Below are 25,120 nucleotides of genomic sequence, written 5' to 3'. Positions count from 1 at the left end.
CAACGCCTGAGAAGGGCCCGCAGGGGTTCAACTCTGGTGGGGTATGGTGTAATTGGCAGCACGAGTGATTCTGGTTCATTTAGTCTAGGTTCGAGTCCTGGTACCCCAGCGCAGTACGATCGGCAACGGTCACCCAGCAGTACAAATGAAGATCCAAGCCCCCGTTGTGTAGCGGCCTAGCACGCTGCCCTCTCACGGCAGTAGCGCCGGTTCGAATCCGGTCGGGGGTACTGATCCCGCAAGGGATCGCCTGGAAAGCCCCCGTTGTGTAGCGGCCTAGCACGCTGCCCTCTCACGGCAGTAGCGCCGGTTCGAATCCGGTCGGGGGTACTTCAAAGCACGAAGCCGGTGGCTGTGTTCTTCTCTAGGACATGCCCATCGGCCCTTGCTTTGCGTTGGGGTATGGTGTAATTGGCAGCACGAGTGATTCTGGTTCATTTAGTCTAGGTTCGAGTCCTGGTACCCCAGCCAGAAATATGGAAGACCCCGTCCGCGGGGTCTTTTTGCTTTTCCGCCGCGCAGGTGTGCGAAGGGCCCCGCTCGATCCGAGCGGGGCCCTTTCGCGTGCGGTGGGGGAGTGGGGGATTCGGGTTCGGGGGAGTCGGCGGGGTGGGTGGGGGAGTCCGCCGGATCAGCTGCGCCGCAGGGCCTCGGTGAGCCGGTTCGCGGCCTCGATGATGGCCTGGGCGTGCAGCCGGCCCGGGTGGCGGGTCAGGCGCTCGATCGGGCCGGAGACGGAGACGGCGGCCACCACGCGGTTGGAGGGGCCGCGCACGGGAGCGGAGACGGACGCGACGCCCGGCTCCCGCTCGCCGATCGACTGGGCCCAGCCGCGCCGCCGGACGCCGCTGAGCGCGGTGGCGGTGAAGCGGGCGCCCTGGAGGCCGCGGTGGAGCCGCTCGGGCTCCTCCCAGGCCAGCAGGACCTGGGCGGCCGAGCCGGCCTTCATCGGCAGGGTGCTGCCGACCGGGACGGTGTCCCGCAGACCGGAGAGCCGCTCGGCGGCGGCTACGCAGATCCGCATCTCGCCCTGCCGGCGGTAGAGCTGTGCGCTCTCGCCGGTGACGTCGCGCAGGTGGGTCAGGACCGGGCCCGCGGTGGCGAGCAGCCGGTCCTCGCCCGCCGCGGCGGAGAGTTCGGACAGGCGGGGGCCGAGGATGAACCGCCCCTGCATGTCCCTGGTGACCAGACGGTGGTGTTCGAGTGCGACGGCGAGTCGGTGGGCCGTGGGGCGCGCCAGACCGGTGGCGGCGACCAGCCCCGCCAACGTGGCGGGGCCCGACTCCAGTGCGCTGAGCACCAGAGCGGCCTTGTCGAGAACGCCGACGCCGCTAGAGTTGTCCATGCCCTAAGACTGCAGTCTCATTCCGCGAGACGCAAGTTCAATCTTCCGGGAAAAGCGCCACTCTGGATGCAGCAGCCCGGGAGACATCCAGGATGGGGCCTCGTCAGAGTGTCCGCATCGTGGACAGCGATCCGGCGTGCAGGTCTCGCGAACACGCTCCCCACGGGCGGGCGCGCAATGACCTCGACGACACGAGAAGGCCGGCAACGCGGCCGGCTGGAGGGAATCCGATGGGACGGACACTCGCAGAGAAGGTCTGGGACGACCACGTCGTGCGGCGCGCGGAGGGCGAGCCCGACCTCCTGTTCATCGACCTGCACCTGCTCCACGAGGTGACCAGCCCGCAGGCCTTCGACGGGCTGCGGCTGGCCGGCCGTACGGTCCGCCGCACCGATCTGACGATCGCCACCGAGGACCACAACACCCCGACCCTGGACATCGACAAGCCGATCGCGGACCCGGTCTCCCGGGTGCAGCTGGAGACCCTGCGCCGCAACGCGGCCGAGTTCGGCGTACGGATCCACTCGCTCGGCGACGTCGAGCAGGGCGTGGTGCACGTGGTCGGCCCCCAGCTCGGCCTGACCCAGCCCGGCACCACCGTGGTCTGCGGCGACTCCCACACCTCCACCCACGGCGCCTTCGGCGCGCTGGCGTTCGGCATCGGCACCAGCCAGGTCGAGCACGTGCTGGCCACCCAGACCCTGCCGCTGGCGCCGTTCCGCACCATGGCGGTCACCGTCGAGGGCGACCTGCCCGAGGGCGTCACGGCCAAGGACCTGATCCTCGCCGTGATCGCGAAGATCGGCACCGGCGGCGGCCAGGGCTACGTCCTGGAGTACCGCGGTTCGGCGATCCGGAGCCTGTCGATGGAGGCCCGGATGACCGTCTGCAACATGTCGATCGAGGCGGGCGCCCGGGCCGGCATGATCGCCCCGGACGACACCACCTTCGACTACCTCCAGGGCCGCCCGCACGCCCCGCAGGGCGAGGACTGGAACGCCGCCGTCGCGTACTGGCGGACCCTGGCCACCGACGAGGACGCCGTCTTCGACCACGAGGTGTTCATCGACGCGAGCGAGCTCACCCCCTTCGTCACCTGGGGCACCAACCCCGGCCAGGGCGCCCCGCTCGGCGCGGACGTCCCGAACCCCGCGGACTTCGCCGACCCGCAGGAGCGCGCGGCCGCCGAGAACGCCCTCGCGTACATGGGCCTGGAGGCGGGCACCCCGCTGCGCGAGGTCGCCGTCGACGCGGTCTTCGTCGGCTCCTGCACCAACGGCCGGATCGAGGACCTGCGCGCCGCCGCCGCCGTGCTGGAGGGCCGCAAGGTCGCCGACCGGGTGCGGATGCTGGTCGTCCCCGGCTCCGTCCGGGTCGCGCTCCAGGCCGTCGAGGAGGGCCTGGACAAGGTGTTCACCGCCGCCGGGGCCGAATGGCGGCACGCCGGCTGCTCGATGTGCCTGGGCATGAACCCCGACCAGCTCGCCCCGGGGGAGCGCTGCGCCTCCACCTCGAACCGCAACTTCGAGGGCCGCCAGGGCAAGGGCGGCCGCACCCACCTGGTCTCCCCGCAGGTCGCCGCCGCGACCGCCGTCCTGGGCCGGCTGGCCGCCCCGTCGGACCTGTCCGCCAACTCCGCCAACGTCGCCGTGGAGGCCTGAGCCATGGAGAAGTTCACCACCCACACCGGCCGGGCCGTCCCGCTGCGCCGCAGCAACGTGGACACGGACCAGATCATCCCGGCCCATTGGCTCAAGAAGGTCACCCGATCCGGTTTCGAGGACGGCCTGTTCGAGGCCTGGCGCAAGGACGAGTCGTTCGTCCTCAACCGGCCCGAGCGCGAGGGCGCCACCGTCCTGGTGGCCGGCCCCGAGTTCGGCACCGGCTCCTCCCGGGAGCACGCGGTCTGGGCGCTGCAGAACTACGGCTTCCACGCGGTCATCTCCTCGCGCTTCGCCGACATCTTCCGGGGCAACTCGCTGAAGAACGGTCTGCTGACCGTCGTGCTGCCGCAGGAGACCGTGGAGCGCCTCTGGTCGCTCACCGAGAGTGACCCTTCGGCCGAGATCACCGTTGATCTGGAAGCACGGGAAGTCCGGGCCGAAGGCATCACCGCGACCTTCGAACTGGACGACAACCTCCGGTGGCGGCTGCTCAACGGCCTGGACGACATCAGCATCACGCTGCAGAACGAGGGGGACATCGCCGCCTACGAGGCCACCCGCCCGGCGTTCAAGCCCCGTACTCTGCCGGTGTCCTGAGTTCCCCTCAGAACAAGCATTCTGACGATCCGCCGGATGGCCCGCGCTCCCCCTCGGGGGGGCCGGGCCATCCGTCGTTCCGGAGCACGAGTTAGCACCGGGGGCTCCCCGGATTGCCCATTCGGCTTTGCGGAAGAGGGCCCCGCGCAAGTACAACTGCGGGTAGATGGCACAATCAGTACATGCACCGGCACCATGAACCTCCGTACGCGGGCGGCGAACCCGCGTCCGAGGAGTCCACGGGCCGGGGATCCGAACGCCGAATTGACGATCGGCCGGACGTCACCTCCGCAACACCAGCTGAGGCGCCGGACGACCAGGAAGTCGCAGCGCTCTACGCGCTTGTGGCCGAGCGGTTGAAGCAAGCTCACGCCCGCGTGCATGCGCTGAACGTGTCTGTCGATGCAAAGACCGCTCTCACCCGTCAACTGCTCATCGTCACGGAGACCGCCAAGCGCGATCTTCCGGAGGCGGCAAGGCGGTTGAGTCGCTTTGTACATGACCTCGACGAGGGGCACCCGCCCCTCGACTGAGGTCGCGGACGCGCAAATCCATTGCGACACTAGGGTGATTCGCGCGTTTGGTAATTGAAAGTCCGCAGATACATACCTAACGTGCGAAAAGAACGGATGGAATCATCCGGCGCCCGTTTCCGAAGGGGAAGACGTGAACAAGGCTCAGCTTGTCGAAGCGGTGGCCGAGCAGCTGGGCGGTCGCAAGGCTGCCGCAGAGGCCGTCGACGCAGTGCTCGACACCATGGTCCGTGCCGTTGTGGCCGGTGACCGGGTTTCGGTCACCGGTTTCGGCACCTTCGAGAAGGTGGAGCGCTCCGCGCGCTTCGCCCGCAACCCGCAGACCGGCGAGCGGGTCAAGGTCAAGAAGACCTCGGTCCCCCGCTTCCGTCCGGGTCAGGGTTTCAAGGACCTGGTCAGCGGCAGCAAGAAGCTGCCGAAGGAAGGCCCCTCGGTGAAGAAGGCCCCCAAGGGCTCGCTCACCCCGGGCAAGACCGGTGTCGCCGCGACCCCGGCCGCCAAGCGTGCCGCCACCAAGCGCGCCGCCACCGCTGCCGCCGCCGCCCCGGCCGCCAAGAAGGCCGCCGCGAAGAAGGCGACCACCACGGCTGCCGCCAAGAAGACCACGGCCACCGCCGCGAAGAAGGCGACCGCCACGGCCAAGAAGGCGACCACCACGGCCGCCGCCAAGAAGACCACGGCCACCGCCACCAAGGCGGCTGCGACCAAGGCCGCGGCGACCAAGAAGACGGCCGCCGCGAAGAAGGCGACCACCACGGCTGCCGCCAAGAAGACCACGGCCACCGCCAAGAAGGCGACCGCCACGGCCAAGAAGACGGCGCCGGCGAAGAAGACGGCCACCCGCAAGACCACCGCGCGCAAGGCCTCGGCCAAGTAAGTCCCGCGCGACTGTCCTCGGACGGCCTTCGGCACAGAGCCGCGGCACCCCCTTCCGCGAATTGCGGAGACCGGGTGGCCGCGGCTCTTTCGATTTCCGGGCGCTTAGTCAGGATTCACCGGCAGCCGCCGTCCGGGCGCGGAAATCCGCGGGAACTGCGGGAACTGCCGGAAGGGTGGGAACGGCCGGAGGGGGGACGGTGCCGTCAGCGGTCGTTGACGCCGTCAGCGGCCGTCGGGTCGGGGAAGGTCTGCAGGGTCACGAAGACCACCCGGCGGGCCTCGCCCGCGCCCTCGGTGCGGATCCGCACCCGCTGGCCGGGCCGCAGCAGCAGCAGGCCGCCGGCGTCGAAGGCGGCCGCGTCGAACGGCACCGGGGTCCCGTCGTCGAGCAGCACCGAGCCGGCTCGGGTGGCGGGGTCGAAGGTGAACGCGGTGGCCTGCATGCCAGCAGCATAGCGAGCGGGTCCGACGGGCCCGCTGGTCAGGAGCCGCCCAGACGGGCGAACAGCGCACTGGTGTACGGGCCGAGGCCGAGCCCGGCGGCCTCGCCGAGGTCGGCGCCGGTGTCGACGTCCCGGCGCACCGACTCCACGTCCGCCAGGCGCAGTTCGAGCGCCCCGCCGGCCGCGTGCCGGGCCCGCGAGCCGTCCCCGAACGCGGGGGCGAGCGGACGGCCGGGGCCGCAGGCGAGCAGGGTGGTGCCCAGGCCGGGGGAGTCCGGCAGGAAGGCCCGGCCGTCCGACGGCACCGCGCCCAGCACCCGGGCGAGTTCGGCCGGGCGCAGGGCCGGCAGGTCCGCCGAGAGGGCGGCCAGCGGTGCCCGCGGGGCGAGCGCCCGGGCGGCCGAGGCGCCGTGCGCCAGCGCCCGGTTGAGGCCGCCGCCGGGCTCGTCGGCGACCACCAGGGCGCCCAGCCCAACCAGCCGGGCGCCGGCGGTGGCGTCCGGGGTGACCACCAGGACGCGCGAGACGCCCGGGGTGGCCAGCGCGGCGGTGACCGTGTCGAGGGCGAAGGAGAGGGCCAGCTCGGCCCGGTGCGGGCCCGCGTACGGGGCCAGTCGGCTCTTCGCGAGGGCGAGCGGCTTGAGCGGTAGCACCAGCGACCAGTCGGCGGCGGGTGCGGCGGGCGCGACGGGCTCGCTGGGGCGTACGGTGTCCTGGGTCATCGGCGTCATTGTGACGCCGGTCCCGGAACCCTCGCCAGGCCGTCCGAGCTGTGCGGACGTGCGTTTGATCACGCCCGCCCGGCGGGTTGGCGCGGCCGCTCGACAGCCGGTGAGCAGGCGGGCGACACTGTTCCGCGCCCGTGCCCCGGGCACCGGTCGCGCCGGTGCGCGGCACGGGAGGCCATGACCGCGGCACCCCACGTGCCGCATGCGATGAGAAGGAGCCTGGGGTGGCCCGCCGCTCGTACGCCAAGTTCGGCAACGCCGACTACGGCATCTGGTACCGCTTCGCGGCCGTGCTGGTGAAGCCGGTGACGACCGCGTTGGTGAAGCCCGACTGGCGGGGCTGGGAGCACATTCCGGAGAAGGGCGGCTTCATCGCCGCCGTGAACCACAACTCGATCATCGACCCGGTGATCTACGCGCACTGGCAGTACAACAGCGGCCGTCCGCCGCGGATCCTCGGCAAGTCCTCGCTGTTCTCGATCCCCTTCATCGGGTTCATGCTGCGCAAGACCGGCCAGATCCCGGTGTTCCGCGAGTCCACCGACGCGGCGCAGGCCTTCCGGGCCGCGATCGACGCCGTCAACAACGGCCAGTGCGTGCAGTTCTACCCGGAGGGAACGCTCACCCGGGACCCGGACCTGTGGCCGATGACCGGCAAGAACGGGGTCGCCCGGGTCGCGCTGATGACCGGCGCGCCGGTCATCCCGGTCGCGCACTGGGGCGCCCACGAGATCATCCCGCCGTACGGCCGGGCCGGTTTCGGCAAGGGCAGGTTCAACCTGTTCCCGCGGCACCGGGTGACCGTGGCCGCCGGGCCCGCGGTGGACTTGAGCAAGTACGCGGGCATGGAGCTCACCGGACAGGTGCTCAACGACGCCACCGAGGACATCATGGCGGCGATCACCGAGGTGCTGGCCGGGGTCCGCGGCGAGGAGCCGCCGGCCGAGCGCTACGACATGCGCAAGGCCGCCCGCGAGCGGGCCGCCGCCGCGCTGGCCGAACGCCGCCGCGCCAAGGGCGGCCGGAACGACAACGACGAAGAGGGGACGGGCCGGTGACCCGCTGCGCCGTGATGGGGACGGGCTCCTGGGGCACCGCGTTCGCGATGGTGCTGGCCGACGCGGGCTGCGAGGTCGTGCTGTGGGCCCGCCGCCAGGAGCTGGTGGACGCCGTCAACTCCACCCACGAGAACCCGGACTACCTGCCGGGCGTCCGGCTGCCCGACACCGTCCGGGCCACCACCGACGCCGCCGAGGCGCTGGCCGGCGCCGACTTCGCGGTGCTGGTGGTGCCCTCCCAGACGCTGCGCGACAACCTGGCCGCCTGGGCGCCGCTGATCGAGCCGCAGACCGTGCTGGTCAGCCTGATGAAGGGCATCGAACTCGGCACCGCCAAGCGGATGAGCGAGGTGATCGACGAGGTCACCAAGGTCGGCCCGGAGCGGGTCGCGGTGGTCAGCGGGCCCAACCTGGCCAAGGAGATCGCCAACCGGCAGCCCGCCGCGAGCGTGGTCGCCTGCACCGACGAGGCGGTCGCCAAGCGGCTCCAGGCCGCCTGCCACACGCCGTACTTCCGGCCGTACACCAACACCGACGTGATCGGCTGCGAGCTCGGCGGCGCGGTCAAGAACGTGATCGGCCTGGCCGTCGGCATGGCGGCCGGCATGGGGCTCGGCGACAACACCAAGGCCACCCTGATCACCCGCGGACTGGCCGAGACCACCCGGCTCGGCGAGGTGCTGGGCGCCGACCCGCACACCTTCGCGGGGCTGGCCGGGATGGGCGACCTGGTCGCCACCTGCTCCTCGCCGCTGTCGCGCAACAACACCTTCGGGATGAACCTGGGCCGGGGCATGTCGCTGGCCGAGACCATCGCGGCCACCCGGCAGACCGCGGAGGGCGTCAAGTCCTGCGAGTCGGTGCTGGACCTGGCCCGGCGCAGCGGGGTCGACATGCCGATCGTCGAGGCGGTGGTGGACGTGGTGCACAACGGGCGGCCCACCCAGGAGGCGCTGCAGGTGCTGATGTCCCGCTCGGCCAAGGCGGAGCGGCGCTGAGGCCCGGCCCGTCGGGCCCCGCACCCGGTGGTGGGCGCGGACTCTCCGGGCCGGCGTTGACTTCCCGGAAACACCTCGCACGGTAGTCTCAAACCCGATATGAGCATCGAACAGACCACCCCGGACCCGTCCGCCCCCAAGCCGCGCGTCGCGCTGGTCTTCGGCGGGCGCAGCTCCGAGCACGCGATCTCGGTCTCCACCGCGGGCAGCGTCCTCCGGGCGATCGACCGTGACAAGTACGACGTGCTGCCGATCGGCATCACCCACGAGGGCCGCTGGGCGCTGACCAGCGACGAGCCGTCCCGGATGGCCATCACCGACGGCCGGCTGCCGGACGTGGCCCACGTCGCCGAGGCCGTCGACGGGCAGGTCGCGCTGCCGGTCTCGCCGGGCAGCCGGGAGGTGCTGCTGAGCGAGCCGGGGAGCGCCCCCAAGGCCCTCGGCGAGGTCGACGTGGTGTTCCCGCTGCTGCACGGCCCGTGGGGCGAGGACGGCACCCTCCAGGGCCTGCTGGAACTCTCCGGCGTCCCGTACGTCGGCAACGGCGTGCTGGCCAGCGCGGCCGGCATGGACAAGGAGTTCGCCAAGCGGATCCTGGCCTCGCACGGCCTGGGCGTCGGCCACTACACGATCGTGCGGCCGCGCGACTGGGAGACCGAGCAGGGCCGCGCCGCGGTGCGCGAGCGGGTCGCCGAGCTGGGCCTGCCGGTGTTCGTGAAGCCCTGCCGGGCCGGCTCCAGCATCGGCATCACCAAGGTCAAGGACCTGGCCGAGCTCGACGCCGCGATCGAGGAGGCCCGCCGGCACGACCCCAAGCTGATCATCGAGGCGGGGGTCTCCGGCCGCGAGATCGAGTGCGGGGTGCTGGAGTTCGAGGACGGCCCGCGGGCCAGCGTCCCGGCCGAGGTGCTGGTCGGCGAGGGCTTCGACTTCTACGACTTCGAGGCCAAGTACATCGACTCCTCCGAGGTGCGGATCCCGGCCGAGCTGACCGCCGAGGAGGTCGCGGAGATCCGGCGCCAGGCGGTGGCCGCGTTCGAGGCCTTCGGCTGCGAGGGCCTGGCCCGGGTCGACTTCTTCCTGCTGGACGACGGCAGCTGGATGATCAACGAGATCAACACCATGCCGGGCTTCACCCCGATCTCCGCCTACCCGAAGATGTGGGAGGCCAGCGGGGTCTCGTACGCGGAGCTGATCGACCGGCTGCTGCAGACCGCGCTGCGCCGCTCGACCGGGCTGCGCTAGCGGGCCCGTACGCGTGACAGGGGCGGGCCGGGACTTCCCGGCGCGCCCCTTCGGCTCGGGGCGGGTACGGGCTCAGCCCGGGATGTTCGCCTTCACCGCGGGGGTCAGGGCGGCCGCCGGGTCGAAGGGGTTCTGCGCGGCTCCGGCCGGGACGGTCACCTCGACGTAGGCGGCCCGCATGGTCGCCACGAAGCGGTAGCCGCCGTCGGCGAGCTGCTGCGACCACCAGGTGACGTCGTCGACGGTCGGCGACAGGTCCTTGGCGTGCGGGCCGTCCAACTCCTCCGGGCGGTCGATGCCGCACCGCAGCACCACCCGGGGCGAGTCGCCCCAGGCCGCCACGTACGGGGAGGCCGGGGACGGGTCCCGGCGGGCGCGGCCGAGCAACTCCTGGGGCAGGGCGGCGCCCAGCGCCCGGCAGTGGTCCGCGGCCTTCCCGCTCGGCCGCGGGACCTCCACCGCGGGGTCGTCGGCGGAACTCCAACTGCCGATGAGCACCACCACGGTGCAGGTCAGCGCGACCGGCGCGGCCAGCCAGCGGACCGGCGCGGGAAGCGCGGTCAGCGCCCTGGGGATGCGGAGTTCTCTGGCCACCCGCCGATGGTAGCCGGGGTCAGAGGTGCACCACCGGACAGGTGAGGGTGCGGGTGATGCCCTCCACCTTCTGGACCTTGGCGACCACCAGGCGGCCCAGGTCGTCGACCGTGTCGGCCTCGGCCTTGACGATGACGTCGTACGGGCCGGTGACGTCCTCGGCGGTGATCACACCGGGGATCTTCGCGATGGTCTCGGCCACCGCGGTGGCCTTTCCTACTTCGGTCTGGATCAGGATGTATGCCTGTACCACGGGTGACCTCCCGGCGGCCGGTTGGGGGGATCGCCGCCGGGACCGCCCGGGCTGGTGCAGGGGTGGGTGCGGGCGCACCGGCAGGCTGATCACCACGCTACCGCGCAGCGGGCCGGGGAGGGGAGACTTCGGTGCCCCCGGAGGGCGTACGCTGCGCGCGGGGGGGAGCGACGGGGACCGTATCCCGGGCGGCGGTGCCGTCCGGGGAGGAAAGGCGAGAGGACGGCAGATGCAGGGGACCGTGGGCGAGCTCGGCGAGTTCGGTCTCATCAGGGAGCTGACCGCCCGGGTACCGCTCACCGACGCGGTCGACCTCGGCCCCGGGGACGACGCCGCGGTGGTGAAGGCCCCGGACGGCCGGGTGGTGGCCACCACGGACGTCCTGATCGAGAACCGGCACTTCCGCCGGGACTGGTCCACCGCCTACGACGTGGGCCGCAAGGCCGCCGCCCAGAACCTCGCCGACGTGGCCGCGATGGGCGCGGTGCCGACCGCGATACTGCTCGGGCTGGTCGCCCCCGCCGACCTGCCGACCACCTGGGCCACCGAGCTGATGGACGGGCTGCGCGACGAGTGCCAGGTCGCCGGGGCGACGGTGGTCGGCGGCGACGTGGTGCGCGGCGACACCGTCATGCTGGCGATCACGGCGCTCGGCGACCTCCAGGGGCGCCCGGCGGTGACGCGCTCCGGCGCCCAGGTCGGCGACGTGATCGCGGTGTGCGGCTGGCTCGGCTGGTCGGCGGCCGGACTGACGGTGCTGCAACGCGGCTTCCGCTCCCCGCGTGCCTTCGTCGAGGCGCACCGCCGGCCCGAGCCGCCGTACCACGCGGGCCCGGCCGCCGCCGAGTTGGGCGCCACCTCGATGATCGACGTGAGCGACGGGCTGGTCGCCGACCTCGGCCACGTGGCCCGGGCCAGCGAGGTGGACATCGACCTCAGGGCCGCCGACTTCGACGTCCCGGCGCAGATGGCCGACATCGGCCAGGCGGTCGGGGTGGACCCTTTGGTCTGGGTGCTGTCCGGCGGCGAGGACCACGCGATCGTGGCGACCTTCCCGCGCGGGGTCCAACTCCCCTCCCGCTGGCGGGTGGTGGGCGAGGTGACCGGCCGCCCGCGGGGATCGCGCAGCGGACGGGTGACGGTCGACGGCGCACCCTGGGACCGGGTCGGCGGCTGGGACCACTTCGCCGAGTGAGGTACGGAGGACGGCTGACGGGGCGTGGACGCCGGTACGGCGCGTGACGCTCCGGACGTGCGGCGGACGGGCTTCGAGGGTGCGTTCTGCGTAGGCTTGCGCCATCCGAGCCCGCCCGCCGTCGGCTGCGGCCGGGCCGAACCACGGCGAGCGGGAGCACACCACACATGCGCATCGGTGTCCTGACCAGCGGCGGCGACTGCCCCGGCCTCAACGCGGTGATCCGCTCGGTGGTGCACCGGGGCACGGACGTGCACCGCGACGAGATCGTGGGCATCGAGGACGGCTTCCTCGGGCTGATCGAGGGCAGAACCCGGCCGGTCTCGCACGACGACGTCACCGGTCTGCTCACCCTCGGCGGCACCATCCTGGGCTCGGCCCGGGTGCAGCGCGAGCGGATCGCCTGGGCGGTGGAGAACGCCAAGACGCTGGCCCGGGACATCGGCATCGACGCGCTGGTCGCGATCGGCGGCGAGGGGACGCTGACCGCCGCCAAGCTGTTCAGCGACGCCGGACTCCCGGTGGTCGGGGTGCCCAAGACCATCGACAACGACATCGACGCCACCGACGTCACCTTCGGCTTCGACACCGCGGTGCACGTGGCGACCGAGGCGATCGACCGGCTCAAGACCACCGCCGAGTCCCACCAGCGCGTCATGGTGGTGGAGTTGATGGGCCGGCACACCGGCTGGATCACCCTCACCGCGGGCATGGCCGGCGGCGCCCACGGCATCCTCATCCCGGAGAAGCCCTTCGACATCGAGGCGGTGGCCCGGATGGTCGAGGACCGCTTCGCCCGCGGCAAGAAGTTCGCCATCATCGCCGTCGCCGAGGGCGCCGCCCCGACGCCCGGCACCATGCGCTTCGACCACGGCGAGGTCGACCAGTACGGCCACCGGACCTTCGGCGGGATCGGCAACCGGCTCGCCCACGAGCTGGAGAACCTGCTCGGCAAGGAGGCCCGCCCGGTCATCCTGGGCCACACCCAGCGCGGCGGCACCCCGACCGCCCGGGACCGGGTGCTCGCCACCCGCTTCGGCTGGCACGCGGTGGAGGCCGTCCACCGGGGCGCGTTCGGGCACTTCACCGCGCTGCGCCGGACCGGCATCGAGCTGCTGCCGATCGGCGACGCGGTGACCAGGTTGAAGACGGTGCCGCAGGACCGCTGGGCGGAATCGGAAGCGGTGCTCTGACGGCGGCGCCCCGAACGCGCGCGGGTAGGTTGGGGGCCATGGATTCGACCGCACCTCCCCGCGTCCTCACCGTCGCCGGTTCCGACTCCGGCGGCGGCGCCGGCATCCAGGCCGACCTCAAGGCGATGCTCGCCCTCGGCGTCCACGGCATGAGCGTGATCACCGCCGTCACCGCGCAGAACTCGCTCGGCGTCCAGGGCTACTGGGAACTGCCCGCCGAAGCCGTCCGGGCGCAGTTCTGCAGTGTGGTGGACGACATCGGGGTGCAGGCGGTGAAGACCGGCATGCTCGCCTCGATCGAACTGGTCGAGACCGTCGCGGAACTGCTCGCCGGGGTGGACGCCCCGGTGGTGGTCGACCCGGTCGGCGTCTCCAAGCACGGGGACGCGCTGCTGGCCGCCGAGGCGGTCGCCACCGTCCGCGAGCGGCTGCTGCCGGTCGCCACCGTGGTCACCCCCAACCTGCACGAGGTGACGCAGCTCACCGGCCGGACCGTCGAGGACGAGTCGCAGATGCTGGCCGCCGCCGAGGCGCTGCTGGACCTCGGGCCGCGCTGGGTGCTGGTCAAGGGCGGGCACCTGGCCGGCGAGGCGGCCGACCTGCTGTACGGCGGGCCCGGCGAGGTGCACTGGTACCGCGCGCCGCGCTACGACAACCGGCACACCCACGGCACCGGCTGTACCCTGGCCAGCTCGATCGCGGCCGGCCTGGCCAAGGGGGAGTCGGTGCCCGGGGCGGTGGGCTCGGCCAAGGAGTACGTCACCGGCGCGATCGCCGGGGGCTTCGCCCTGGGCGCCGGGATCGGCCCGGTCGACCACGCCTGGCGCTGGCGCTGACCCGCGGCCCCGGCCGGAACGCGGCGACGGGCGGACCCCCGAGGGGGTCCGCCCGTCACGTGTGCGTCCGGAAAGCCTGACCGGTCCCGGAAACAGCGAAGCCGGTCCATCCGGGGATGAACCGACTCACTGGAGGACCGGCATGCCGGTCTGCGCGTCAGCGCGAGACCTTACCGGCCTTGATGCACGAGGTGCAGACGTTGAGCCGCTTCGGCGTACGCCCAATCACAGCGCGCACCGTCTGAATGTTGGGGTTCCAACGACGGGGGGTACGGCGGTGAGAGTGGGAGATGCTGTTGCCGAAGCCCGGCCCCTTGCCGCAGACGTCGCAGTTGGCAGCCACAGGAGTCACTCCAAGACTTCAGATCAGATACTTTCGAAAACCCACTCACCCACCAGAACACTCGCGTGCACCGGACCGGACAAGGGGGTGAGCCTGGACGGTTCCAGGCAACCGGAAGAGCATACAACGCTTGCTTCCGTCCCACGAAACTACCATGACCGGCCGGGTGATCGCTCCGGTCAGGGGCCCCGGCGGCCCTCCCCGAGCCCCGATAACCTGCCGGTATCACCCCTCGCCGCGGCCCCCGGGCCGGTCCGGCGGCCCGTCCCGGAGGAGACCTGGTGCTGCACACGCTCGACGCCCCGGCCGTGCGCACCTGGTGCCAGCTCGCCCTGCGGGCGCTCGGCCAGGCCCGCGAGGAGATCGACGCGCTCAACGTGTACCCCGTCCCGGACGGCGACACCGGCACCAACCTCTACCTGACCGTCGAGTCCGCCGCCGCCGAGGTGGAGAGCCGCTTCGCCGACCCCGAGTCCGGGCCGGCGCCCGGGCTGGCCGACGCCGTCCGCGCGATGGCCCGCGGCGCGCTGATCGGCGCCCGCGGCAACTCCGGGGTGATCCTCGCCCAGTGGCTGCGCGGCACCGCCGAGACGCTGGCCGAGGGCGGCGGCGCCGACCAGCTTCGGGCCGCCTTGCTGCGCGCCGCCGACTCCGCCTACCAGGCCGTCGCGGAGCCCGTCGAGGGCACCCTGCTCACCGTCGCCCGGGTCGCCGCCCGCGAGGCGGTGCGGGCCGGGGACGGGCTCGCCCAGGTCGCCGACACCGCCCACCGGGCCGCCCGGGACGCCCTGCGGCACACCCCCGAGCAGCTCGCCGTGCTGGCCGAGAACGGGGTGGTGGACGCCGGCGGGCGCGGCCTGGTGGCCGTCCTCGGCGCGCTCGCCGACGCCGTCGCCGGGCAGCAGCCGATGGGGCCGGTCGCACTGCGCGGGGACGTCCGGGCGGTGGAGAGCTGCGAGCCGCACCGGCGGCCGCCCGGCCCGGGCCACCCCGCCTTCGAGGTCATCTACCTGCTGGACGCCGAGGACGAGGCGCTGCCCGCGCTGCGCGAGCGGCTCGGCGGGCTCGGCGACTCGCTGGTGATCGGCGGCGGCGACGGCCTGTGGAACGTGCACGTCCACGTGGACGACGCGGGCGCCGCCGTCGAGGCCGGGGTCCGGGCCGGGCGCCCGCACCAGATCCGGATCACCCACTTCGCCGAGGCCGCCGCCCGGTCCGGCACCGCGGCCGAGCGCGGCGAGCGCGAGCACCGGACCCGCGCGGTGCTCTCGGTGGTGTCCGGCGACGGGCTGGCCGACCTGTGCGAGCAGGCCGGCGCCGTCGTCCTGCACGCCGACCCGGACCGCCGCCCGGCCAGCGCCGAACTCGCCGACGCCGTCCGCGGCGCGGCCGCCCGCGAGGTGGTGCTGCTGCTCAACGACCCCGAACTGCGCGCCGCCGCCGGGGCCGCCGCCGACCAGCTGCGTGAGGAGGGCGTGCGGATCGCCGTCCTGCCCACCCGCTCGCCGGTGCAGGGCCTGGCCGCGCTCGCCGTGCACGAGGGCGGCCGCCGCTTCGACGAGGACGTGGTCGCCATGACCTCGGCCGCCGGGGCCACCCGGTACGCCGAACTCGCCGTCGCCGAGGGGGAGTCCTGGACCATGGCCGGGGTCTGCCAGGCCGGCGACGTGCTCGGCCTGATCGACGGGGACGTCGCGGTGATCGGCGCCGGACTGGCCGAGGTCGGCGAGAGCGTGCTCGACCGGATGCTCGGCGCGGGCGGCGAACTCGTCACCCTGATCCTCGGCGAGGGCGCCGACCGGGCGCTCGCCGACCGGCTGGTGGCGCACGTCCGCCAGCAGCGGCCGGAGGTGGACTCGGTGGTCTTCCACGGCGGCCAGGAGTTCACGCCGCTGCTCATCGGCGTGGAGTAGCGGTCCGTTCGTCGGTGTTCGTCGGTGCCTTGGTGTAAACAAGGGCCTGATGGGCGCTCTCGATGAACCACTGACCAAGCTCGTCGGCGACCGCACCGCGAAGGTGCTCGCCGACAGTCTCAAGCTGCGCACGGTCGGGGACCTGCTGCACCACTACCCCCGCCGCTACGTCGAGCGCGGCCAGCTCACCAGCCTGGACGAGCTGGAGGTCGACGAGCACGTCACCGTGCTGGCCCGGATCGAGAAGGTCACCCTGATCCCGTTCCGCGGCCGCAAGGGGGACCGGCTGGAGGTGGTCGTCACCGACGGCCGCAGCCGGCTCTCGCTGGTGTTCTTCAACCAGGGCTGGCGGCAGAAGGAGCTCAGGGCCGGTGCCCAGGGCCTGTTCGCGGGCAAGGTCGGGGTCTTCAACCGCAGCCGCCAGCTGGTCTCGCCCGACTACCAGCTGCTCGACGAGGAAGCGGGCTCCGATGCGGCGAAGCAGTTCGCCGGCCGGCTCATCCCGGTGTACGGCGCCAGCGCCCAGATGCCCAGCTGGAAGCTGTCCATCTGCATCGAGACCGCGCTCACCAAGCACCTCGGCGACGTCGGCGAACCGCTGCCCGCCGAACTGCGCGAGCGCCACGACCTGATCCCGCTGCCGGAGGCGCTGGAGCTGATCCACCGCCCGGGCAGCCAGGCCGACCGCGAGCGCGCCCAGGGCCGGCTGCGCTGGGACGAGGCCTTCGTCCTCCAGGTCGCCCTCGCCCAGCGCCGGGCCGCCGACTCCGCGCTGCCGGCCAAGCCCCGGGTGGCCCGGGCCGGCGGCCTGCTGGACGCCTTCGACGCCCGGCTGCCGTTCACCCTCACCGAGGGCCAGCGGAAGGTCTCCGCCGAGATCGCCGCCGACCTGGCCACCGAGCACCCGATGCACCGGCTGCTCCAGGGCGAGGTCGGCTCCGGCAAGACCTTGGTGGCGCTGCGGGCGATGCTCGCGGTGGTGGACGCCGGCGGCCAGGCCGTGCTGCTGGCGCCCACCGAGGTGCTGGCCCAGCAGCACCACCGCTCGATCGTCGAGATGATGGGCGACCTCGCCCAGGGCGGGATGCTCGGCGGCTCCGAGCACGCCACCCGGGTGGTGCTGCTGACCGGCTCGATGGGTGACCCCGCCCGCCGCCGGGTGATGTCCGACATGGCGTGCGGGAACGCCGGGATCGCCATCGGCACCCACGCGCTGATCCAGGACAAGGTCCAGTTCCAGGACCTCGGCCTGGTCGTGGTGGACGAGCAGCACCGCTTCGGCGTCGAGCAGCGGGACGCGCTGCGCGCCAAGGGGCAGCAGCCGCCGCACCTGCTGGTGATGACCGCCACCCCGATCCCGCGCACCGTCGCGATGACCGTCTTCGGGGACTTGGAGACCTCCGTCCTGGACCAGCTCCCGGCCGGCCGCTCGCCGATCTCCACCCACGTCGTCCCCGCGCTGGAGAAGCCCAACTTCCTCACCCGGGCCTGGGAGCGGGTCCGCGAGGAGGTCGGCAAGGGCCACCAGGCGTACGTGGTCTGCCCCCGGATCGGCGACGAGGAGCCGGCCGCCGACCCGAAGGCCGCCAAGAGGAGGCGGAAGGCGGCCGAAGGGGACTTCGAGGAGGTCGGCGACGCCGACGCCGGCGCCGGGAGCGACGAACGGCGGCCCCCGCTCTCGGTGGTGGAGACCGCCGAGAAGCTGGTGAAGGGCCCGCTGGCCGGACTGCGGGTGGAGATCCTGCACGGCCGGCTCGCCCCCGACGCCAAGGACGACGTGATGCGCCGGTTCGCCGCCGGGGAGGTGGACGTGCTGGTCGCCACCACCGTCATCGAGGTCGGCGTGAACGTCCCCAACTCCACCGTGATGGTCATCATGGACGCCGACCGCTTCGGCGTCTCCCAGCTCCACCAGCTGCGCGGCCGGGTCGGCCGGGGCAGCGCGGCCGGACTGTGCCTGCTGGTCAGCGACATGCCGGCGGCCAGCCCCGCCCGGGCCCGGCTGGACGCGGTGGCCGGCACCCTGGACGGCTTCGAGCTCTCCCGGATCGACCTCGAACAGCGCCGCGAGGGCGACGTGCTGGGCCAAGCCCAGTCCGGGGTGAAGTCCTCGCTCAAGGTGCTGTCGGTGCTGGAGGACGAGGAGGTCATCCTGACCGCCCGGACGGAAGCCACCCGGCTGGTCGCCGAGGACCCGGAGCTGGCCGCCCACCCGGAGCTGCGCACCGCGCTGGAGAGCCTGCTCGACGAGGACCGCGCCGCCTACATGGAGAAGGGCTGAGCGGGCTCCGGCACCGCCCGACTGTCAGACCCCCGGGAGAGAATGTAGTTGTTCAGGGCGCACCCCCAAGGTGCGTTCCTGGCACGACACTTGGGGGTCCTGCCATGGCATTCCGTCATCTCAACGAGCTCCCGCTGGGCGACAAGGTCTTCCGGATCGAACTCGCCAGCGACGACGACCGCGAGGTCACCCTCACCCTCACCGGCTGGCGTGAGGGGGCGGCCGCCGCGCCGCTGGCCTCGGGCAAGCTCCGCCTGCCGGTCGAGGACGTCGCCTCGCTGCGGATCGCGCTCAACCGCGCGCTGCGGGCGCTGGCGATCGTCGCGGACGTCGCCGAACCCATCCCCGACCGCGACGTGCTGCGCGAGCTCTACCCCGGACACGGTGCCCCGTGGGTGCCGCAGCACGAGGAGGAGCTGGTCCGGCGCTTCCACGACGGCGAGACCGTCGCCCGGATCGCCGCCCGCTTCGGCCGCACGCCCGACTCCGTCCGGACCAAGCTGCGCGAGCTCGGGCACGACCCGCGCCGCCCCGAGTTCTGCCCGCCCGACGGCTGCCTGTCGTGGTCCCGCTACGCCTCGCCGGCGCTGCTCGGCGCGGCGGTCCCGAGCCAGGGGGCCGGCTCCGAGGCGAGCTAGCGAGTGTCCGCCGGGGCCCCGCCGACCCGTCGGCGGGGCCCCGGTCGTTATCCACCGCTCGCCGGCGTTTGCCCGCTCGCAGCCGGGGCGGGATAGCGTGGTCGGGCAGCGACGAAAGGACCTCCCACCACCATGACCCGCGTGATCGCCGGGGCGGCCGGCGGCCGCCGACTGGCCGTACCGCCCGGCCGGGGCACCCGCCCGACCTCCGACAAGGCCCGTGAGGCGATGTTCTCCACCCTGGAGGCGTTCCGCGGCACCCTGCACGGGGCTCGGATGCTGGACCTGTTCGGCGGATCGGGCGCGGTCGGCCTGGAGGCGCTCTCGCGCGGCGCCGAGCACGTCCTGCTGGTCGAGGCGGATACCCAGGCGGCCCGGGTGATCCGGGAGAACGTCCGCACGATCGGCCTGCCGGGCACGGAGGTCCGGGCGGCCAGGGCGGAGAAGGTGATCGCCGGGCCGCCCCCGCAGACCCCGTACGACCTGGTGTTCCTCGACCCGCCCTACGTGGTGACGGACGACGAGGTGCGCGAGATGCTGATCACACTGTCGGCTGGGGGCTGGCTCGCGGAGGACGCACTCGTCACCGTGGAGCGCAGCACCCGCGGCGGCGAGTTCGGCTGGCCCGAGGGCTTCGAGGTGCTGCGCTCCCGCCGCTACGGCGAGGGCACGCTCTGGTACGGTCGCGCCGCCGCCGAGGCCAGCGATCAGGAGTAGCGGGCCGCGGCCCGCAGCAGCCGTCACCCCACGAGGGAGCACACACGCCATGCGCCGAGCCGTCTGCCCCGGTTCGTTCGACCCGATCCACAAGGGCCACCTGGAGATCATCGAGCGGGCCTCCAAGCTGTACGACGTGGTGCATGTCGCGGTCCTGATCAACCGCAACAAGCAGGGCATGTTCACCGTCGAGGAGCGGATCGGCCTGATCGAGGAGGTCACCGTCCCGTTCGGGAACGTGGTGGTCGAGTCGCACCACGGCCTGCTGGTGGACTACTGCCGGCAGCGCGACATCCCGGCGATCATCAAGGGCCTGCGGGCGGTCAGCGACTTCGACTACGAGCTGCAGATGGCCCAGATGAACCACGGCCTGACCGGCGTCGAGACGCTCTTCGTGCCGACCTCGCCGACGTACAGCTTCCTCTCCTCGACGCTGGTCAAGGAGGTCGCCTCGTACGGCGGCGACGTCTCGCACCTGCTGCCGGAGACGGTGCACCGCCGGCTGGTGGAGCGGATCGCGGAGCGTAAGGCCGAGCAGTAGGGCCGGACGGCGGGCCGGGCCCCTTTCTGCCGGTTCGTCATGGCTTGTCCGGGGCGGTGGAGGCCGGTTCGGCGCAGGCGTTGTGAGCTCGCCGCGCGGGGGCCGTACAGTCTGTAGTCCTGCCCTGCGGTGAGGTCCACCGCGCCGGGCCTGCCTCCGCCGGACCGTCGGCGGCACACGGAAAGACGAAGCCCCGTGGACGTGCAGAACAAGGTCGACGAGATCGTGGCGGCGGTCGAGAACGCCCGCTCGATGCCGATGTCGGCCTCCTGCGTGGTGAACCGGGCCGAGCTGATCGGCCTGCTCAACGACCTCAAGGCGGCCATGCCCGCCGAACTCGCCCAGGCCCAGTCGGTGATGGCCGACCACGAGCAGGTGGTGGCCGACGCCCAGGCCGAGGCGGACCGGATCATCCAGGGCGCGCACTCCGAGCGCGGTTCGCTGATCTCCGACACCGAGGTGGTCCGCCGGGCCCAGAACGAGGCCGACCGGATCCTGGCCGAGGCCCGGGCCGACGTCGACACCCAGCGTGCCGAGGCCGACGACTACGTGGACAGCAAGCTCGCCAACTTCGAGGTGGTGCTGACCAAGACGCTCGGCGCGGTCGGCCGCGGCCGGACCAAGCTGCGCGGCGACGCCGGCTTCGAGGTCGAGGCCGAGAGCGACGGCGAGGAGTTCCAGCCGCAGCGGCACAGCCCGAGCCCCGAGGTCGACGAGTACGTCGACGTGAAGCTCGCCATGCTGGAGAACGTGCTCAGCGCGACCCTGGAGGCGGTCGGCAAGGGCCGGGACAAGCTGCTCGGCAAGAAGCCGATCGACGACCTGGGCGCCTACCTGGCCGCCGCCGACGAGGCCCAGCAGGCCAAGGAGCGCGCCGAGGCGGTGGCCGCCGGCTTCGCCGAGGACGCCGACGGCGCCGACCTCGCCTGGTACCGCGAGGACGTCCCGCAGCAGCAGACCTGGCCGGAGCAGACCCCGGCCGCGGCGGGCTGGCAGGCCCCCGGCGCGGACCAGTACGCGGCCACCGCCCAGCACCAGACCGGCCAGCACCAGGGCGACCAGCACCAGCACCAGCAGCACCAGACCGGCCAGCACCAGGCCGGGCAGTACGCCGAGGTGTACGGGGGCGGCTTCGACCCGGCCGGCCAGGGCGACCCGTACAACACCCAGTGGGGCCAGCAGCAGGGCGGCTACCCCCAGCAGCAGCCCCACTACGACGGCCAGCAGCACCAGGTCCAGCACCAGGGCCAGCACCAGGACGCCTACGGCTATCCCCAGCAGCAGGACGGCTACGCGGCCCAGCCGTACGACGGCTACGCCTACCCGCAGCAGCCCGCCCTGCCCCCGGCCGTGCCGCACCAGCAGCAGCAGAACCTGGACGAGACCAGCTTCTTCGACACCAGCATGATCGACATGACCAGGCTGAGGGAGCTCGGCGGCCGCTGAGCGGCCGCCCCGGAGCCTCCCGACGGGACCGAAGTTGGGCCTGGCGGGAGACTCCGGTAGTCTGACCACTCCGGCATCCCCATGTCCGGCTGTCGGCTTGCCCTCGCAACGCCGGCGCGTGACGGGGGGCACGGCGTTGATCCCTATGGAAGTCAGGACACCTTGAACCGCCTCGACCACCGCGACCCCCTCGTGTTCGACACGCACGAGCTCGGCCGTCGCCCGGGCTCGATGCGTAAGGTGAGCCGGACCCTGGAGGCCCCCGAGGGCTTCGGGATCATCGACGTGATCGGCGTCCCGGAGAAGAGCCCGATCGAGCTGGAGCTCCGCCTGGAGTCCGTGGTCGAGGGCGTGCTGGTCACCGGCACCGCCGACGCCCACGTCGAGGGCGAGTGCGTCCGGTGCCTGGAGCCCGTCGACTTCGACATCGACGTGGACTTCCAGGAGCTGTACTACTACCCGGAGTCCGACGAGCGTCACCGCGCCCGGACCACCGGGACCGAGGACCTCGACGAGGACTCGGAAGAAGAGACTTACCGCCTGGAGGGCGACCTGTTCGACCTCCAGCCGGTGCTGCGTGACGCGGTGGTGCTCGCACTGCCGCTGCAGCCGGTGTGCCAGGAAGACTGCCTGGGCCTGTGCTCCGAGTGCGGAGCACGCCTGAGCGACGACCCGGCGCACCACCACGACGCCGCCGACCCCCGGTGGGCGGCTCTGCAGGGACTCTCCGCCGCCCCCGGCGACGAGGGTGACGGGATCAAGAACAGCGACACCCGTGAGGGTGCCGCCGAGAACCAGGAGAAGTAGCCGTGGCTGTTCCGAAGCGGAAGATGTCGCGCAGCAACACGCGCCACCGTCGGTCCAACTGGAAGGCCGTTGTTCCGGCTCTCGTGGCGTGCGACCGCTGCCACGAGCCGAAGCTCGGCCACATCGCGTGCCCCAGCTGCGGCACGTACAACCGCCGCCAGGTCCTCTCGGTCTGATCGGCGGGGTGCACGGATCGATGTCGGACGGTAACTCCACCCGCAAGGCGTCCTCTGCCTCGAAGGGTTCTTCGGGCAGCGGCAAGGCCGGTGGGCCGGCTTCGACCGAATACGACGTCCTGGAAGGGCGCCTCGGGTACACGCTCGAGCGCGCCCTTCTGGTACGTGCCCTGACCCACCGCTCGTACGCGTACGAGAACGGGGGTCTGCCCACCAACGAACGCCTGGAATTCCTCGGCGACTCGGTGCTGGGCCTGGTGGTGACGGACACCCTCTACCGCGTCCACCCGGACGTCCCGGAGGGCACGCTCGCCAAGCTGCGCGCCGCGGTGGTCAACTCCCGCGCGCTCGCGGACGTCGGCCGGGGCCTTGAGCTCGGCACCTTCATCCGCCTCGGCAAGGGTGAGGAGGGAACCGGCGGCCGCGACAAGTCGTCGATCCTCGCCGACACCGTCGAGGCCGTGATCGGGGCCGTCTACCTGGACCAGGGCCTGGACGCGGCGACCGAGTTCGTCCACCGACTGTTCGACCCGCTGATCGAGGAGTCCTCTCAGCTGGGTGCCGGACTGGACTGGAAGACCAGCCTCCAGGAGCTCACCGCCTCGGTGGGCATCGGCGTGCCCGAGTACGTGGTCATGGAGTCCGGTCCGGACCACGAGAAGACCTTCACCGCGGCGGCCCGGGTGGCCGGCGAGGACTTCGGCAGCGGCGTCGGCCGCTCGAAGAAGGAAGCCGAGCAGAAGGCCGCCGAGAGCGCCTGGCGCGCGATCAAGGAGAAGTACGCCGACCGGCTGCCCGCCGGGGCCTGACCGGCGAGTAGCCTGGCCTCCTGCCGGATCGTCGTACGCAGGAGGCCTGTTCCCGTGCCCGAACTCCCCGAGGTCGAGGTCGTCCGCCGAGGTCTGGCGAACTGGGTCGCCGGGCGCACCGTCGCCGACGTCCAGGTGCTGCACCCGCGCGCGGTCCGCCGCCAGCCCGGCGGCGCGGCCGACTTCGCGGACCGGCTGACCGGCACCGTCCTCGGCGCCGCGCAGCGCCGCGGCAAGTACCTCTGGGTGCCGCTGGGCGGCCCCGGCGCCGGCTCCTCGCTGATCGGCCACCTCGGGATGAGCGGCCAACTCCTCGTCCAGGACCCGGCGGTGCCGGACGAGACCCACCTGCGGGTCCGGCTGCGCTTCGCCGACGGCGGGCGCGAGCTGCGCTTCGTCGACCAGCGCACCTTCGGGGGCCTGGCCGTCGAGGAGGCCGAGGAGGACGCCGAGGGCACCCCGCTCTCCATCGCGCACATCGCCCGCGACCCGCTCGACCCCCGCTTCGACGACGCGGCCTTCGTCGCCGCGCTGCGTGCCAAGCGCACCACCGTCAAGCGCGCCCTGCTCGACCAGACCCTGATCAGCGGCGTCGGCAACATCTACGCCGACGAGGCGCTGTGGCGCTCGAAACTGCACTACGACCGGCCGACCGCGACCCTCACCCGCCCGCAGTCCGAACTGCTGCTGGCCAACGCCCGGGCCGTGATGACGGCCGCGCTGGCCGTGGGCGGCACCAGCTTCGACAGCCTCTACGTCAACGTGAACGGCGAGAGCGGCTACTTCTCCCGGGACCTCGACGCCTACGGCCGCGAGGACGAGCCCTGCCGCCGCTGCGGCACCGCGATCCGGCGGGCCGCCTGGATGAACCGGTCCAGCTACTTCTGCCCGCGCTGCCAGCGCGTGCCGCGGGACCGCAGCGGGGACTGACACAGCGGGGACTGACGCAGCGGGGGCCGATCGCCGCTACTTGTGGGCGAGTTCGGGACGGTCGGCGGGCGTCCCGCCGGGGTTGCCGTGGGTGTCCTGGCCGAAGTAGGCGACACCGACCGCGGAGACCACCGCGAGCAGGAAGCCGGCCACCCCGAGCCAGCCCAGGCCCGCCTTCGACGAGTCGCCGAGCCAGAGCACGCCGATCGCGCCGGGCAGCACCGTCTCGCCGACCACCAGGGCGGCGGTGGCGCCGTTCACCGAGCCGATCTGCAGCGCCACGGTGTGCACGTACATGCCGCCGAGGCCGCCGACCAGGATCGCGTAGAGCGCCGGGTCGGAGATCAGCCGGACCAGGTCGAAGGGCTCCACGCCGTTCAGGACGCGCACCCCGACGCCCAGCGCGCCGAAGCCGAGGCCGGAGAGCAGACCGGCGACGATCGCCCCCTTGGAGCCCATCCGGCGCACCAGCAGACTGCCGCCGGCCAGCAGCACGGTGGTGACGATCAGCAGCCCCCAGTGGAAGGCCATCGACGCGTGGTGGCCGCCCTCCGGGCCGGCCGAGACCGCCAGCAGCACCAGGGCCGAGCAGAGCACGCCGATCGAGGCCCACTCCAACTGCTTGAGCCGGATGCCCAGCAGCTTGATGCTGAGCACCGCGGTGATCACCAGGTTGGCGCTGATGATGGTCTGGGAGAGGAACAGCGGCAGCAGCCGCGCGGCCAGCGCGCCGAGCCCGAATCCGATCAGGTCGAGCACCGTACCGGTGATGAACTCCCAGGTCACGGCGGCCTTGGCGGTGGAGGACAGACTCGGGCCACCGTGCTCGGTGGTCGAGCCGGCGGCGCCCTTGGCCGCCTCCTCCCGCGCCGAGCGGCGGGATCCGACGGCCTGGAGGACCGAGCCGGTGCCGTAGCAGGCGGATGCCGCCACAGCCGTGACGAGGCCGATGATCACC

27 protein-coding genes and 4 tRNA genes are annotated in these 25,120 nt (G+C 72.6%); 24 read left to right on the top strand and 7 right to left on the bottom strand.

The window, feature by feature from the left end; translation table 11 throughout:
* Positions 1-37 precede the first annotated feature (37 nt).
* From ACFXOZ_RS19170 to ACFXOZ_RS19155, 4 genes are all read left to right on the top strand, one after another.
* A tRNA-Gln gene (locus ACFXOZ_RS19170) sits at positions 38-109 on the top strand.
* A gap of 48 nt (positions 110-157) precedes the next feature.
* Positions 158-230: transfer RNA gene (locus tag ACFXOZ_RS19165), tRNA-Glu, on the top strand.
* Positions 231-257: 27 nt separating this feature from the next.
* Positions 258-330 (top strand) — tRNA-Glu (locus ACFXOZ_RS19160).
* Between the two features lie 66 nt (positions 331-396).
* Positions 397-471: transfer RNA gene (locus ACFXOZ_RS19155), tRNA-Gln, on the top strand.
* 160 nt (positions 472-631) lie between these two features.
* Here ACFXOZ_RS19155 and ACFXOZ_RS19150 read toward each other — a convergent pair.
* Positions 632-1,345 (bottom strand): IclR family transcriptional regulator, encoded by a 714-nt coding sequence (locus ACFXOZ_RS19150; protein ID WP_030306825.1) that lies wholly within the window; start codon positions 1,343-1,345, stop codon positions 632-634.
* Between the two features lie 230 nt (positions 1,346-1,575).
* Here ACFXOZ_RS19150 and leuC point away from each other — a divergent pair, with 230 nt between their 5' ends.
* The 4 genes from leuC (at position 1,576) to ACFXOZ_RS19130 (ending at position 5,016) form a co-directional block, all read left to right on the top strand.
* Positions 1,576-3,006, top strand: a complete 1,431-nt coding sequence (leuC, locus tag ACFXOZ_RS19145; protein WP_380591586.1) for a 3-isopropylmalate dehydratase large subunit — start codon at positions 1,576-1,578, stop codon at positions 3,004-3,006.
* A gap of 3 nt (positions 3,007-3,009) precedes the next feature.
* Positions 3,010-3,606 carry a 3-isopropylmalate dehydratase small subunit gene (gene leuD / locus ACFXOZ_RS19140; RefSeq protein ID WP_375891717.1) on the top strand — a complete coding sequence of 199 codons (597 nt, stop codon included), beginning with the start codon at positions 3,010-3,012 and terminating at the stop codon, positions 3,604-3,606.
* Positions 3,607-3,788: 182 nt separating this feature from the next.
* A complete protein-coding gene (locus ACFXOZ_RS19135; RefSeq protein WP_380591584.1) occupies positions 3,789-4,139 on the top strand; it encodes a hypothetical protein in 351 nt (116 codons plus the stop codon).
* Positions 4,140-4,272: 133 nt separating this feature from the next.
* Positions 4,273-5,016, top strand: coding sequence for an HU family DNA-binding protein (locus ACFXOZ_RS19130; protein WP_375891720.1), 744 nt, complete (start codon positions 4,273-4,275; stop codon positions 5,014-5,016).
* Positions 5,017-5,221: 205 nt separating this feature from the next.
* Here the strand turns inward: ACFXOZ_RS19130 and ACFXOZ_RS19125 are convergent, their stop codons facing one another.
* Together ACFXOZ_RS19125 and cofC are read right to left on the bottom strand one after the other, a co-directional pair.
* Positions 5,222-5,461, bottom strand: a complete 240-nt coding sequence (locus ACFXOZ_RS19125; RefSeq protein ID WP_380591582.1) for a hypothetical protein — start codon at positions 5,459-5,461, stop codon at positions 5,222-5,224.
* 38 nt (positions 5,462-5,499) lie between these two features.
* Positions 5,500-6,183, bottom strand: a complete 684-nt coding sequence (gene cofC, locus ACFXOZ_RS19120; RefSeq protein WP_380591580.1) for a 2-phospho-L-lactate guanylyltransferase — start codon at positions 6,181-6,183, stop codon at positions 5,500-5,502.
* A gap of 230 nt (positions 6,184-6,413) precedes the next feature.
* Between cofC and ACFXOZ_RS19115 the strand changes: the two genes are divergently transcribed.
* The 3 genes from ACFXOZ_RS19115 to ACFXOZ_RS19105 all read left to right on the top strand — a co-directional run bounded on the left by ACFXOZ_RS19115 (position 6,414) and on the right by ACFXOZ_RS19105 (position 9,490).
* Positions 6,414-7,247 (top strand): lysophospholipid acyltransferase family protein, encoded by an 834-nt coding sequence (locus ACFXOZ_RS19115; protein WP_375891726.1) that lies wholly within the window; start codon positions 6,414-6,416, stop codon positions 7,245-7,247.
* A gap of 14 nt (positions 7,248-7,261) precedes the next feature.
* Positions 7,262-8,245 carry an NAD(P)H-dependent glycerol-3-phosphate dehydrogenase gene (locus ACFXOZ_RS19110; RefSeq protein ID WP_380396348.1) on the top strand — a complete coding sequence of 328 codons (984 nt, stop codon included), beginning with the start codon at positions 7,262-7,264 and terminating at the stop codon, positions 8,243-8,245.
* Between the two features lie 99 nt (positions 8,246-8,344).
* Positions 8,345-9,490: a D-alanine--D-alanine ligase family protein gene (locus ACFXOZ_RS19105; RefSeq protein ID WP_375891727.1), complete on the top strand. Its 1,146-nt coding sequence runs from the start codon at positions 8,345-8,347 to the stop codon at positions 9,488-9,490.
* 72 nt (positions 9,491-9,562) lie between these two features.
* On the opposite strand, the gene ACFXOZ_RS19100 is transcribed toward ACFXOZ_RS19105, so the two are convergent.
* Complete coding sequence (locus ACFXOZ_RS19100; protein WP_375891729.1) at positions 9,563-10,084, bottom strand: DUF3515 domain-containing protein; 522 nt, start codon at positions 10,082-10,084, stop codon at positions 9,563-9,565.
* A gap of 19 nt (positions 10,085-10,103) precedes the next feature.
* On the bottom strand, positions 10,104-10,337 hold the full coding sequence (locus tag ACFXOZ_RS19095; RefSeq protein ID WP_375891731.1) for an Lrp/AsnC family transcriptional regulator: 234 nt from the start codon (positions 10,335-10,337) through the stop codon (positions 10,104-10,106).
* Between the two features lie 229 nt (positions 10,338-10,566).
* Between ACFXOZ_RS19095 and ACFXOZ_RS19090 the strand changes: the two genes are divergently transcribed.
* The 3 genes from ACFXOZ_RS19090 (at position 10,567) to thiD (ending at position 13,561) form a co-directional block, all read left to right on the top strand.
* Positions 10,567-11,532, top strand: coding sequence for a thiamine-phosphate kinase (locus tag ACFXOZ_RS19090; protein WP_375891732.1), 966 nt, complete (start codon positions 10,567-10,569; stop codon positions 11,530-11,532).
* A gap of 167 nt (positions 11,533-11,699) precedes the next feature.
* Positions 11,700-12,725, top strand: coding sequence for an ATP-dependent 6-phosphofructokinase (locus tag ACFXOZ_RS19085; protein WP_380591578.1), 1,026 nt, complete (start codon positions 11,700-11,702; stop codon positions 12,723-12,725).
* 38 nt (positions 12,726-12,763) lie between these two features.
* Positions 12,764-13,561 (top strand): bifunctional hydroxymethylpyrimidine kinase/phosphomethylpyrimidine kinase, encoded by a 798-nt coding sequence (gene thiD, locus ACFXOZ_RS19080; protein ID WP_380591576.1) that lies wholly within the window; start codon positions 12,764-12,766, stop codon positions 13,559-13,561.
* Between the two features lie 157 nt (positions 13,562-13,718).
* Here the strand turns inward: thiD and rpmB are convergent, their stop codons facing one another.
* Positions 13,719-13,904, bottom strand: coding sequence for a 50S ribosomal protein L28 (gene rpmB / locus ACFXOZ_RS19075; RefSeq protein WP_014138233.1), 186 nt, complete (start codon positions 13,902-13,904; stop codon positions 13,719-13,721).
* Between the two features lie 281 nt (positions 13,905-14,185).
* On the opposite strand from rpmB, the gene ACFXOZ_RS19070 reads away from it, so the two are divergent.
* The 10 genes from ACFXOZ_RS19070 to mutM all read left to right on the top strand — a co-directional run bounded on the left by ACFXOZ_RS19070 (position 14,186) and on the right by mutM (position 24,162).
* Complete coding sequence (locus ACFXOZ_RS19070) at positions 14,186-15,817, top strand: DAK2 domain-containing protein (protein WP_380525276.1); 1,632 nt, start codon at positions 14,186-14,188, stop codon at positions 15,815-15,817.
* Between the two features lie 49 nt (positions 15,818-15,866).
* Positions 15,867-18,098 carry an ATP-dependent DNA helicase RecG gene (gene recG, locus ACFXOZ_RS19065; RefSeq protein WP_380591574.1) on the top strand — a complete coding sequence of 744 codons (2,232 nt, stop codon included), beginning with the start codon at positions 15,867-15,869 and terminating at the stop codon, positions 18,096-18,098.
* A gap of 104 nt (positions 18,099-18,202) precedes the next feature.
* Positions 18,203-18,736 (top strand): hypothetical protein, encoded by a 534-nt coding sequence (locus tag ACFXOZ_RS19060; RefSeq protein WP_350508249.1) that lies wholly within the window; start codon positions 18,203-18,205, stop codon positions 18,734-18,736.
* A 132-nt stretch (positions 18,737-18,868) separates the two neighbouring features.
* On the top strand, positions 18,869-19,453 hold the full coding sequence (rsmD, locus tag ACFXOZ_RS19055) for a 16S rRNA (guanine(966)-N(2))-methyltransferase RsmD (RefSeq protein WP_380591572.1): 585 nt from the start codon (positions 18,869-18,871) through the stop codon (positions 19,451-19,453).
* Positions 19,454-19,502: 49 nt separating this feature from the next.
* A complete protein-coding gene (gene coaD, locus ACFXOZ_RS19050) occupies positions 19,503-19,994 on the top strand; it encodes a pantetheine-phosphate adenylyltransferase (protein WP_375891741.1) in 492 nt (163 codons plus the stop codon).
* A gap of 195 nt (positions 19,995-20,189) precedes the next feature.
* Entirely contained in the window at positions 20,190-21,440 is a 1,251-nt protein-coding gene (locus ACFXOZ_RS19045) for an ATP synthase F0 subunit B (RefSeq protein WP_380591570.1), read from the top strand.
* 162 nt (positions 21,441-21,602) lie between these two features.
* The gene (locus tag ACFXOZ_RS19040; RefSeq protein ID WP_375891745.1) at positions 21,603-22,247 is read left to right on the top strand and encodes a DUF177 domain-containing protein; all 645 of its coding nucleotides are present in this window, start codon (positions 21,603-21,605) and stop codon (positions 22,245-22,247) included.
* A 2-nt stretch (positions 22,248-22,249) separates the two neighbouring features.
* Positions 22,250-22,423, top strand: coding sequence for a 50S ribosomal protein L32 (rpmF, locus tag ACFXOZ_RS19035; RefSeq protein ID WP_030056747.1), 174 nt, complete (start codon positions 22,250-22,252; stop codon positions 22,421-22,423).
* 20 nt (positions 22,424-22,443) lie between these two features.
* Complete coding sequence (rnc, locus tag ACFXOZ_RS19030; RefSeq protein WP_350508254.1) at positions 22,444-23,232, top strand: ribonuclease III; 789 nt, start codon at positions 22,444-22,446, stop codon at positions 23,230-23,232.
* A 54-nt stretch (positions 23,233-23,286) separates the two neighbouring features.
* On the top strand, positions 23,287-24,162 hold the full coding sequence (gene mutM / locus ACFXOZ_RS19025) for a bifunctional DNA-formamidopyrimidine glycosylase/DNA-(apurinic or apyrimidinic site) lyase (RefSeq protein WP_380591568.1): 876 nt from the start codon (positions 23,287-23,289) through the stop codon (positions 24,160-24,162).
* Positions 24,163-24,198: 36 nt separating this feature from the next.
* Here the strand turns inward: mutM and ACFXOZ_RS19020 are convergent, their stop codons facing one another.
* Positions 24,199-25,119 (bottom strand): hypothetical protein, encoded by a 921-nt coding sequence (locus tag ACFXOZ_RS19020; protein WP_380591566.1) that lies wholly within the window; start codon positions 25,117-25,119, stop codon positions 24,199-24,201.
* Position 25,120 lies beyond the last annotated feature (1 nt).

It is taken from the genome of Kitasatospora sp. NPDC059160 (genome assembly GCF_042755465.1).
In the GTDB taxonomy this organism is placed as follows: Bacteria; Actinomycetota; Actinomycetes; order Streptomycetales; family Streptomycetaceae; genus Kitasatospora.
Note: the sequence above shows the minus strand (reverse complement) of the source record. Positions and strands in the feature narration are given on the sequence as shown.

What these genes read in the sequence shown, in the direction of transcription:
- ACFXOZ_RS19060 (WP_350508249.1), top strand. Translation starts at nt 18,203, where the DNA reads ATGGCATTCCGTCATCTCAACGAGCTCCCGCTGGGCGACAAGGTCTTC.
- recG (WP_380591574.1), top strand. Translation starts at nt 15,867, where the DNA reads ATGGGCGCTCTCGATGAACCACTGACCAAGCTCGTCGGCGACCGCACC.
- coaD (WP_375891741.1), top strand. Translation starts at nt 19,503, where the DNA reads ATGCGCCGAGCCGTCTGCCCCGGTTCGTTCGACCCGATCCACAAGGGC.
- ACFXOZ_RS19150 (WP_030306825.1), bottom strand. Translation starts at nt 1,345, where the DNA reads ATGGACAACTCTAGCGGCGTCGGCGTTCTCGACAAGGCCGCTCTGGTG.
- ACFXOZ_RS19085 (WP_380591578.1), top strand. Translation starts at nt 11,700, where the DNA reads ATGCGCATCGGTGTCCTGACCAGCGGCGGCGACTGCCCCGGCCTCAAC.
- ACFXOZ_RS19110 (WP_380396348.1), top strand. Translation starts at nt 7,262, where the DNA reads ATGGGGACGGGCTCCTGGGGCACCGCGTTCGCGATGGTGCTGGCCGAC.
- thiD (WP_380591576.1), top strand. Translation starts at nt 12,764, where the DNA reads ATGGATTCGACCGCACCTCCCCGCGTCCTCACCGTCGCCGGTTCCGAC.
- ACFXOZ_RS19105 (WP_375891727.1), top strand. Translation starts at nt 8,345, where the DNA reads ATGAGCATCGAACAGACCACCCCGGACCCGTCCGCCCCCAAGCCGCGC.
- rnc (WP_350508254.1), top strand. Translation starts at nt 22,444, where the DNA reads ATGTCGGACGGTAACTCCACCCGCAAGGCGTCCTCTGCCTCGAAGGGT.
- ACFXOZ_RS19135 (WP_380591584.1), top strand. Translation starts at nt 3,789, where the DNA reads ATGCACCGGCACCATGAACCTCCGTACGCGGGCGGCGAACCCGCGTCC.
- leuC (WP_380591586.1), top strand. Translation starts at nt 1,576, where the DNA reads ATGGGACGGACACTCGCAGAGAAGGTCTGGGACGACCACGTCGTGCGG.
- rsmD (WP_380591572.1), top strand. Translation starts at nt 18,869, where the DNA reads ATGACCCGCGTGATCGCCGGGGCGGCCGGCGGCCGCCGACTGGCCGTA.
- leuD (WP_375891717.1), top strand. Translation starts at nt 3,010, where the DNA reads ATGGAGAAGTTCACCACCCACACCGGCCGGGCCGTCCCGCTGCGCCGC.
- cofC (WP_380591580.1), bottom strand. Translation starts at nt 6,183, where the DNA reads ATGACCCAGGACACCGTACGCCCCAGCGAGCCCGTCGCGCCCGCCGCA.
- ACFXOZ_RS19125 (WP_380591582.1), bottom strand. Translation starts at nt 5,461, where the DNA reads ATGCAGGCCACCGCGTTCACCTTCGACCCCGCCACCCGAGCCGGCTCG.
- ACFXOZ_RS19090 (WP_375891732.1), top strand. Translation starts at nt 10,567, where the DNA reads ATGCAGGGGACCGTGGGCGAGCTCGGCGAGTTCGGTCTCATCAGGGAG.